The sequence below is a fragment of the Desulfacinum hydrothermale DSM 13146 genome (genome assembly GCF_900176285.1).
GTDB classification, from domain to species: Bacteria; Desulfobacterota; Syntrophobacteria; order Syntrophobacterales; family DSM-9756; genus Desulfacinum; species Desulfacinum hydrothermale.
Map to the genome: position 1 here is coordinate 1 of NZ_FWXF01000032.1, position 8,410 is coordinate 8,410.

The 8,410-nt window shown below is 64.1% G+C and carries 6 protein-coding genes; 4 read left to right on the forward strand and 2 right to left on the reverse strand.

Annotation, left to right across the window (positions count from 1 at the left end):
* Positions 1 to 2,644, forward strand: a 2,644-nt coding sequence (locus tag B9A12_RS17135) for a hypothetical protein (RefSeq protein WP_170920681.1), incomplete at its 5' end; no start/stop codon positions are given.
* Between the two features lie 27 nt (positions 2,645 to 2,671).
* Positions 2,672 to 3,415 (forward strand): HAD family hydrolase, encoded by a 744-nt coding sequence (locus tag B9A12_RS16095; RefSeq protein WP_084059115.1) that lies wholly within the window; start codon positions 2,672 to 2,674, stop codon positions 3,413 to 3,415.
* A gap of 111 nt (positions 3,416 to 3,526) precedes the next feature.
* Here the strand turns inward: B9A12_RS16095 and B9A12_RS16100 are convergent, their stop codons facing one another.
* Both B9A12_RS16100 and B9A12_RS16105 read right to left on the reverse strand, forming a co-directional pair.
* Positions 3,527 to 4,828: a (Fe-S)-binding protein gene (locus tag B9A12_RS16100; protein WP_084059116.1), complete on the reverse strand. Its 1,302-nt coding sequence runs from the start codon at positions 4,826 to 4,828 to the stop codon at positions 3,527 to 3,529.
* Between the two features lies 1 nt (position 4,829).
* The gene (locus B9A12_RS16105; RefSeq protein WP_139796689.1) at positions 4,830 to 6,215 is read right to left on the reverse strand and encodes an FAD-binding oxidoreductase; all 1,386 of its coding nucleotides are present in this window, start codon (positions 6,213 to 6,215) and stop codon (positions 4,830 to 4,832) included.
* A gap of 477 nt (positions 6,216 to 6,692) precedes the next feature.
* On the opposite strand from B9A12_RS16105, the gene B9A12_RS16110 reads away from it, so the two are divergent.
* A complete protein-coding gene (locus B9A12_RS16110) occupies positions 6,693 to 7,250 on the forward strand; it encodes a LutC/YkgG family protein (RefSeq protein ID WP_212636981.1) in 558 nt (185 codons plus the stop codon).
* A partial coding sequence (locus B9A12_RS16115; RefSeq protein ID WP_139796691.1) for a lactate utilization protein B occupies positions 7,247 to 8,410 on the forward strand: 1,164 nt, incomplete at its 3' end. The genes B9A12_RS16110 and B9A12_RS16115, both read left to right, overlap by 4 nt.

Genomic DNA, 8,410 nt, shown 5'->3' on the forward strand with positions numbered 1-8,410 from the left:
CCCCCGCCGCTACGTGGAAGAAGAAAAGCCCATGGCCCTCTGGTTCGACCTGGCGGGCGGAAGCGTGACGGTTCCGGTGGTGGGCTCCCTGGGGCCGGAAGATTTGGGCGGGCCTCCCGCGGCCCGAAACGAGGACGTGGCAATCTACGTCCACCGGGTGGCGCGCGTTACGGACGTTCCGGAAAGGAACGATCCCCTGGTGGCCGTGGACGCCACCTTCCGGGTTCCGCCCGGAAAGGGGCACCTGAGGGTGGGTGAGCTTTTGGTCCTGAAGGGACCGGGCTTTGATCCCCAAAAGGCCGGGCAGGAAATGGATCGCGTGAAAAAGGCACGTCAAAAGGCGCTTCCGTCGGCCCACCGGGGCCTGGCCCATTTTGCATCGGTGCGCCTATCACCGCGCCCCGATGCACTTTCCGAAACCCTGTTGCCGGAAAGCGCCGAAGACCTGCTGCCGCTGGCCCTGGATTCCGATTCCGTTCTGCCGGCGGGACAGGCCCGGCGCGGCTGGCTCCTCTTTTCCCTCCCGGAAGATTCGGATCTCGCAAAGTGGCGCGTGGGATCCCTGATCTTCGACGATCTTTCGATTCCCCTTTCCCCCGAAGTTGTGGAAGAACCCCTGCTTTCCTTCACCAGGCTGGAGATGCCCGACGACGGCGATGAGGACTTCTGGAGCCGGGTGGCGGAAAAGGTCCGGGAACTGTCCGCCCGGCGGGCGGCCTCGGGATGGAAAAAGCCCGGTGCGGTCCCTTTGCGGGTGGTGGACCCGGGTTTGAAGGCGGAGGTGGGCCCCCGGCTGGATCCTCCGGGGCTTACGGTGGCGGGAGCCCGATCCCTGGGTGAGCTGAAAGATCTGGAGACCCTGCGGCGCCGGGCCCAAACCCTGCACTGGCTTCCCGGAAAAACCCCGTGGGCGGTGCGCTACGCGCCGGAAGCGGTGCTCACCCAGGGATGGGGCACGGAATCGGACCTGGCGGCCCTCGCCGAACAGGTGCTCAACCGCTCCGGCCTGCGCACCCAACGGGCCGTGGTGGAGCTTTTGGACAAGGGACGTCAAGAGCTGGCCCGGCGGGCGGGCCTTGAGGAGATCCAACTGGAACGGCTGCCGGCGCTTGGTTACCGCAGTGCCGACGGCACGCAACGGGTGCTTGTGTCGCCCTTCCTGGAAGACCTTCGATCCCTCCAGGGCCTGGTGAGCTACCATGTGGAGACGCTGGAAGACAGCCCGCAGGTGGAAGCGGAGCTGGAGGTGGGGCTTCTGGTGCGTTCCCAAAAGGAGGACCGGAACGCGCAGGCGGGACGCATGAGCGGCGCCCTGGCGGGCGGCGAAACCGAAGAGCCGGAAGAGGTGGCCCTGCTGGAAACGTCGCTGGGTCTGGCCGGTTCGAGCCTGGATTGGATCGATGTGGGCTTCACCCAGGTCCCGGCCCGGGGCACGGTGGTCTACAAGGCGGTTTTGAACGGCCCGGAAGGTCGGAAGATCACCTCTGATGAGGACGCTCCGGACGCCACCCGGGTGGAAGTGGTCGGCTGGTACTACCGGTTGGAACCTCCGGAAGGTGAATACAAACGCCGTTTCCTGCTGCCTGCGCAAACGGATATCACCGGCGTCTTTTTGAGCCTGGGGATCAACCTGCCGGATCTTCCGCCGTCCGCGCTCCAGGTGTTGGAGGATGCGCGCCGGAAGATGCGCAAAGCCGCGCCGGTGCCTCCCGACGCCTTTTCCGGCCTTCGCTGGTACGCCCACGGCCTGGCAGGCCGGTTCCTGGGGGCGCAGTCGGCCTGGGAACGGCAAACGGCCCAAAAGCTCGGCCTGGTGGCGGGGCGCACCACGCAGGCCCGCTGCCTGGCAGTGATACTCAGCAAAGACAACGGTGAAGGACCGTTGCGGGCCCAGATGGATCTATTGGCCCCCTTTGCCCAGGTGCATCGGGCCCCGGACCCGCGGGCCGAAAGGGCCTTTCGAATCCTGGGCGGACTGGCCGCCGCCCAATTGGAAGCCGCGGCCCTTTCCCCGCGGAGTACCGGCCTGTGGGAAATCTGGAGCCATTGTCCGCCGGACACGCGCCTTCTCTTCGTGGCCGACGACAACCGGGAAGCCTTTCTGGAGCAGCTCCAGGCCCGGTCCTATCCCCAACGCCTGGTTCGCTACCTGGAAGAGACCGACCGGTACCTGCTCTTTCCCAGCTCCCCCGGGGTGGTGGACGGCCGGGTGCGCTGGGCCTGGCTGGAAGTGGATCCGGAAACCTACGACCTAAGGGCTGTGCTGGACGACGAGACGGGAGGCGCCCTGGTGGAAAGCCTCATCGGAAACCTGTATGAACAGGCCACGAGCTACCTGGTGGGAGCCTTCGTGGGCATCGGCGCATCGCTTTGGTCCGTTTCGGCCTTCAGCCTGGAACTGGAAGACTACGACCAGATCGTGAAAGAAGCGGAAGCCTTCGCCCGCGGCCTGGCCAAGAACTTCAGCGTGGGAAACGACTACGCGGGGCTGCCGGTGGGAGGACTTCCTTCGGCGTCGGTCTCTTTGGACCGGGCGCTCACCTTCAGCCTGGATCCCAAGGGCGTTTCCTTCAGCAACAACATGCTGGGCTTCGGAAACGGCTACCAGGACGGAATCAGCTACTATTTCCAGAACACCCAGTAGAAACGGAATGGAAAACAGGAGGAAAGCATGGCGGATGAAACCCCAAGATACCGAGCGCTCTTTTCTTCAGATTGGAGTGAATGCCTGTCGCCCGGCGGGCCGTTCGACTGCATCTTCTTCAACTACCCGAATCTCAGGGACCCGCTCACCGCCGTCTTCCGCCAGTACACGTCCAACGCCATCTCCTTGGGTGAGGCCATCCGGCGGATCGAGAAGCTCCTGCCCGGCCCCGTGACACAGGAAATGATGGACGCCTACCTGGAGGCATCCTTCGCCACCTACCCGGGCGCGGCCGAACTCATGGACTGGTGCCGGGAAAACCGGATTCTTTTCATGCTCAACACCACGGGCTTTCAGGGTACCTACCAGCGGATCCTGGCCAAGGGACTGCTGCCGCCCTTGGCGGCCCTTTCCGCCCACCCCTTCATCCACTACCCGGAAGGGCCCACGGACCCGCCCGTTTTCCATCCATTGCGGGAAATCCAGGACAAGGCCGCCAATTCGGAGGCCGTGGCCGAGGCGTTCGGCATTGGAGCGGGGCGCATCATCGTCATGGGGGACAGCGGCGGGGACGGTCCCCACTTTCAGTGGGCCGCGCAGAAGCAGGGGCTGCTCATCGCCAGCCGTCCCAAGCCGTCCCTGGAGCGCTACTGCGCCGAGCGCGGCATCACCATCCACCACCGCATCGGCTCCGCCGACGACCCGCACAAGGCCCATTTCCTGGAGCTGATTCCCTGGATCGAAGGTTACCTGGAAACGGATGCTGAATAACCGGCTGGCGATCACCGGGTTTCAGAACCCCCCGGTAGATGAGTTCCGTGAGTTGATCGGCCACCTCATCGGCGATCCGTTTCGGCTTGATGGGCTTGACAGGAAGGGCCTTCACGAGTCGAGATTCTCCGCGTAGATTTCGATGGCATGGCGCACCTGGACGGCATCGCCTGCCTGACTCAGTTGGTCGTGGAGCTGTATCATACAGGCAGGACACCCGGTTGTCACTACGCGGCATCCCGTGGCCGCCACCTGATCCCTCTTGCGACGCCCGATGCCGGATGAAAGGTCATAGTGTTCCAGACTGAAACTGCCCCCCAGCCCGCAGCACCAGTCCGGTTCGGCCATCTCCACCAGGCGCACGGAAGGACTGGCACGCAGCAGGCGGCGCGGTTCGGCAAACACTCCCAAGGATTTTTTCAGGTGGCAGGGATCATGATAGGTGACGGGAAGGGCATCGTCCCTGGGAAGCGCGGGATCAGGGGCCACGCCCAGGCGATGGACCAGAAACGCATGGATGTCCATCACCTTGTCGCTCAGGGTCCGGACCCGTTCCAGGACATCCGGATCGTCGTCTTGAAAAAGCACCGGCCAGATCTTCTTTATGGTGGAGGTGCAGGTGGCGCACGACGTGAGCAGCACGTCAAAACGATCCGCGGGGAAGCGCTCCAGATTGTGGCGGACCAACTTCTTGAAGGTTTCCAGATCGCCGCTGGAGGCTGCCGGAATGCCGCAGCAAGCCTGGTTGTCGGGGAGGTAAACCCCCACGCCGTGGTGGCGCAGCACCTTGAGGCTCGCCCGGGCTACCGACGGAAAGATCTTGTCGATAAGACAACCCACAAAAAAAGCGGCTTTCAGTCCCGAAGCCCCAGGGGCTTCGTCCAGGGACGGCAGCTGCGCATGGAAGGGCTTGGGCGCCAGGGGTTTGATGTGACGGTTCCCCAGCAAAGAAGCCCCCAGGCGGGCGCAGGACGTTCCCAAGGTTTCGTTGACCGGACGGGTGAGCAGTTTTTGAAATCGCGCCCCCCACGCCGTCACCCGATCGAAGATTTGGGGATTTCCCAGCATGCCCCGCAGGACGGCCTTTTTGATGGGAGACAGGCCCTGGTAACCGGCCAGAATGGCCCGGGCTTTGACAAAGATGTCCAGCACCTTCACGCCGCTGGGGCAGTTGGCCGCACAAGATCCGCACAAGAGGCACCGGTTGAGCCGCTCAGAGACGCCCGAGGGATCCCGAAACATTTCCTTGGAAAGTCCCTCCAGCAGGGCCAGCTTGCCCCGGGCCACGTCCGCCTCCCGGCCCGTCTGCCCATAAAGCGGGCAGACCGCCTGGCACATGCCGCAGCGCATGCACACCACCAGCTGGTCCTCCAGCTCACGCACCAGATGCGCCAGTTCCTTGATGGTCGCCATCTCACGCGTCTCCTATGATCTTTCCGGGATTCAAGATGTTGTGCGGGTCCAGGGCCCGCTTGATCCGGCGCGCGTAGTCCAGGGTGGCCCGAGACGTCTCCCGCTCCATGAAGGAGGTCTTGGCGATACCGATGCCATGCTCCCCGGAAAGGGTCCCGCCCATGGCCAGGGCCCGGTCGAAGATCTCGTCGATGGCCTGCTCCACCCGATGCCATTCCTCCTGGTCCCGCCGGTCGGTCAGGATGGTGGGATGCAGATTGCCGTCCCCGGCATGGCCGAAGGTGCCGATGGTGAGTTGGTACTTGCGGGCGATCTCCTCCACGGCCGCCACCATGTCCGGAATGCGGCTTCGGGGCACCGTGGCGTCTTCCAGGACCACGGTGGGCTTGAGCTTGGCCAGAGCGGAAAGGGCCGCGCGCCGGGCTTCCCAGACCTTGTTGCGTTCCTGGTCCGTTTGGGCCACCCGGATGCTGGAGGCACCCTTTTCCCGGCAGATGGCTTCCACCTTGGCCGCTTCCTCCTCCACCTGTGCCGGATGACCGTCCACTTCAATGAGCAGCAGCGCCGCCGCATCCACGGGGAGGCCCGCCTGGCTGTAGGATTCCACGGCCCGAATGGTGAAATTGTCCAGAAATTCCAGGGTGGCGGGAACGATCCGACCGGCGATGACCGCCGCCACCGTCTCGGACGCCCCCGACACCCGGTCGAAAACGGCCATCATGGATTTTCTGTGCTGAGGCGCCGGGATGAGCTTCAAGATGATCTTGTGGATCACCCCCAGGGTGCCTTCCGATCCCACCAGGAGGGCCGCCAGGTTGTAGCCGGTCACGCACTTGACCGTCCGAGCGCCGGTTTTCACCAGGTCCCCGTTGGCGTCGAAAAATTCCAGACCCATCACGTAATCGCGGGTGACGCCGTATTTGAGACCCCTCAGCCCCCCGGCGTTTTCCGCCACGTTGCCTCCCAGTGTGGAAACGGCCTGACTTCCGGGATCCGGAGGATAGAAGAGGCCCTGACCTTCCACCGCCGCGGCGAACTTGGCCGTCACCACGCCCGGCTCCACCACGGCATAGAGGTCCTCGGTGTTGATTTCCAAGATTCGGTTGAGTCCGTTGGTGAGCACCACCACGCCGTGGGGGTTGGGGATCGTGCCGCCGCTCAGGTTGGTCCCCGCGCCCCGCACCGTGAGGGGCAGGCGGTTTTCGTTGCACAGGCGAACCACCCGGGCGAGGGCTTCCGCCGTGGTGGGCCGCACCACCAGGGCCGGCACCACCGGTTCCAGTACGGCCGCATCGTAGGAATAGACCGCCCGATCCGCCTCGTCGACGAAAACCCCGTCGGCGCCCACCACTTCTTGGAATTCCTTGACAAGGGCCTTGGATATCATGACGTACTCCTTGGTTGAGGACTTTCCGCCCCCTCCGTGCCGATTGGGGTCCTGATCACAGACCATGAAGTTGACGACCAACCATTAGTGCCAACATGGCGTTCATCATTGGGAGTTCAAGCTAACAGCAACCCCAAAAGAGTTCAACTTCTCCAGGATTGTTGGCCTTGACACTCACTTCAGGGATTTCGTAGGCTTCGATTCAATCGGTCGTCATTCGGCACCTGCACGCGCCGAGTGCCCTTCTTTGCTCTGCGAAGCGATGGATCGCCCGGCTCTCTTTTTCTCCATGGGCAGATGCGTGGGCTGGGTCGGCCCTTATTTTCTCGAAACCGCTCCTCCTTTTTCGAGCCCATGGTATGGGAATGGTGTGATCCTCACCCATGGGGCCGGGGCGCGGGATGCCGCGTCCCGCTTCTAAGCATGCCGACCGTCGGTGTTTTCCCATCCCTTGAAGCCCGCATGCAGGATGAAGCCATGAATCGGACAGAGCTTCTGCAACACTTTGAGGAAAGGGCCCAGGCCGTTCAGACCGTGGTGCACCGCGTTGCCGATTGGGCAGAAGCGGTTCGCTATGCCCTGGAGCTCACGGCCCATCGGGCAGGGGCCACCTTGGCGCCCGTGGGTGTTCCCAAGGAGGCGCTGAGCGCCCTGGTGGAACAGGGGGCCTCGCACCAGGTGCGGCTGCTGGAGCCGCCGCTCAGAAACCACCTGGAAGACATCCATACGGGCCTCACCCCGGCCGATTGGGCCATCGCCGAAACGGGCACCCTGGTGCTCGATTCCACCTCCGAAGATCTACGCATCGCCACCATGCTCTCTGAAGTTCACGTGGCGGTTCTACCCGCAAGCCGCATCCGGGAGGAATCGCTGGAACTTGGCCACGAGATGGCCGCGCTCCAAAAGGACGGGCCCCGCTACCTGGCCTTCATCTCGGGAGCCAGCCGGACGGCGGACATCGAACGGGTGCTCACCATCGGGGTCCACGGGCCCCAGGAACTCCACGTGCTCATCCTGGAGGAGGATGCGTCATGATACGAACGCCCGGCGACGTCAAGACCTACCGGAAGGAACTGCGGGACGCACTGCAAAACGCCTTTCTGCGACAAACCCTGGACCAGTTCGCCGCCGCCTACCGGGAATCGCACGCCAAGGCCTTTGAGGGCATGGACCTGGAATCCCTCATCGCCGACATCGCCTCCCGAAAGGATTCCGCCCTTCCCCGGCTGGATGAGCTGCTGGCGGCGTTCAAGAAAAGGGCGGAAGCGGCGGGGGCCGTGGTCCATGAAGCCGCCACGGCCCAGGAGGCCAACGAGATCATTGCCCGGATCGCCCGGGAGGGGGGAGTCCGCCATGTGATCAAGTCCAAGTCCATGACGGCGGAAGAGACCTTCCTGAACGAGCACCTGGAGCGGGAAGGCCTCCAGGTGACCGAAACGGACCTGGGCGAATGGATCATTCAGTTGCGCCGTGAAGGGCCGTCGCACATGGTCCTGCCCGCCATCCATCTTTCGCGCCACCAGGTGGCCGAACTGTTCACCCGGGTGACGGGGGAGCCCATGGATCCCGACGACATTGAAAAGATGGTGAAGGTGGCCCGCCGCACCCTCCGCCGGGCCTACTTGGAAGCGGACATGGGCGTTTCCGGCGCCAACTTTGCCATCGCCGATTCGGGCACCCTGGGGTTGGTGACCAACGAAGGCAACGCCCGCCTGGTCACCACGCTGCCCAGGATCCACGTGGCCCTGGTGGGTCTGGACAAGCTGGTGCCTGACCTGGAGACGGCCCTCACCATCCTGAAGGCCCTTCCCCGCAACGCCACGGGGCAGGCCATCTCCACCTACGTCACCTGGATCACGGGCGCCGTGCCCTGTGCCACCGCCCCGTCGGGTCGCAAAGAGCTGCACATCGTCTTTCTGGACAACGGCCGACGCGCCCTGGCCAAAAACCCCGTCTTTTCCCAGGCTCTCCGGTGCGTTCGCTGCGGCGCCTGCGCCAACGTGTGCCCCATCTACCGGCTGGTGGGGGGCCACAACTACGGCCATGTGTACATCGGCGCCATCGGGCTCATCCTCACCGCCTTCTACCATGGGGTGGAAAACGCCCGGGCGCTGGTCCGAAACTGCCTCAACTGCCAGGCCTGCAAGGCGGTCTGCCCGGCGGGCATCGACCTGCCCCATCTCATCAAAAACGCC

What these genes read in the sequence shown, in the direction of transcription:
- B9A12_RS16095 (WP_084059115.1), top strand. Translation starts at nt 2,672, where the DNA reads ATGGCGGATGAAACCCCAAGATACCGAGCGCTCTTTTCTTCAGATTGG.
- B9A12_RS16100 (WP_084059116.1), bottom strand. Translation starts at nt 4,828, where the DNA reads ATGGCGACCATCAAGGAACTGGCGCATCTGGTGCGTGAGCTGGAGGAC.
- B9A12_RS16105 (WP_139796689.1), bottom strand. Translation starts at nt 6,215, where the DNA reads ATGATATCCAAGGCCCTTGTCAAGGAATTCCAAGAAGTGGTGGGCGCC.
- B9A12_RS16110 (WP_212636981.1), top strand. Translation starts at nt 6,693, where the DNA reads ATGAATCGGACAGAGCTTCTGCAACACTTTGAGGAAAGGGCCCAGGCC.